1 protein-coding gene is annotated in these 1,320 nt (G+C 46.1%); it reads left to right on the forward strand.

Annotation, left to right across the window (positions count from 1 at the left end; genetic code table 11):
• On the forward strand, positions 1-1,320 hold a 1,320-nt coding region (locus R7E00_RS23705), incomplete at both ends, for a PilZ domain-containing protein (protein ID WP_318124684.1).

Here is a 1,320-nt window from a genome sequence, read left to right on the forward strand (position 1 = left end):
ATTTTGTCCTTGGTCAATTGACCGAGGAAGAGCCCCCGTCGGCCAAAATCATAGTGAAGAAGGAACTGAACCGTCTTATGGCACCATGTAAGAAGAGCATTGATTTACGTGGTCGCGTCAAAGGCGAATGTCGTGAATATGTTTTAGATGGCATTTCGCATTGGTTGGACGATGTCGCTTTTAATGCTTATCACAAGAACATTAAGAAGTTTGGCACCTACACCGAAGGCATGTGGGAAGCACTGGTCAACACGCGCAATAACTTTCGTGTGATGAGCAAGCTCGCCACGCAGGAAAAGTCTCATTCATTAACCGATCCTAAAAGCCCCTTTCTCGCAGAACCGGTTCACCTCGGTTACGACTTAAAACGCCAAGAAAAGCGCTTGAAGGTTCAGTCGCAGGTAGAAATTCGCCGCGCCAAAGGGCAAATCCTTCATGGATTAAGCATCGATTTGTCGAGCTCTGGGGCAAAATTTAAAGTCCCGAGCGCATTTAAATACAACCTTGGTGAAATCATTCAAGTTTCATTTACCGAGTTTGCAGGCAAGTCGCAAGTTGCAGGCATCGAAAAGCCACTGTCATATCGAGTATTGGCCGTGGACGATTGTTATGAAAATGATGCCGTGCGCTATCTACGAACCATTCGTCTAACGGAAACCAATGTCGTTGCGCGCGTCATCGACGAAGCATTAAACAGTGCCGCCAAACGCGCACGTCATGACAACCAAGATAAAATCATTCGTGCACGCACACGCGGTTATGAGCACATTGCACTCAAACACACGAGCAACTTACCACTGTTTTTTGATGGTAACGAACTCAAGCTAGCGATGCTGACACCAAACAACCAAAAGTTGTGGCAGTACTGGCACGATGAGAGAAATCAACAAGTGTTTGGCTCCTTGTTTAACGAGCAACGCGTCGCTTCTTTGATCAAACAAGGCGTGAAAGGCACCAGTAACGTTTTGTACTCGTTTACTCATGAACATGAAAACAAAACGTACTTCTACTCGATGCTTAGACCCGAAGCGACTCGCGAACAACGCCAGCTGTTTTGGCATTTAGGGGCTAAGCGAGAAAGTTGGCGTGCGTTTCGAATTTCTATTTTTGAGTTATCTGAGCAAGAGAAAGAAGATCTCGCACTATTCTCTCCAGAGTTAGCCGAAACCTCTCAGTCACTGACTCATATCGGCATTTTGCAAGAAATCGCTGACGAAAAGTCGGGGCAAGATTACCTATTAACAGAAAAGCCGCGTTTGCCAGCCAACACGTTAAATGCCTTTCGTCATCCTCGAAAAATCACTGGCAACCCTAAAGGTA

The organism is Vibrio sp. Vb1755, assembly GCF_033338635.1.
Classification (GTDB): domain Bacteria; phylum Pseudomonadota; class Gammaproteobacteria; order Enterobacterales; family Vibrionaceae; genus Vibrio; species Vibrio alginolyticus.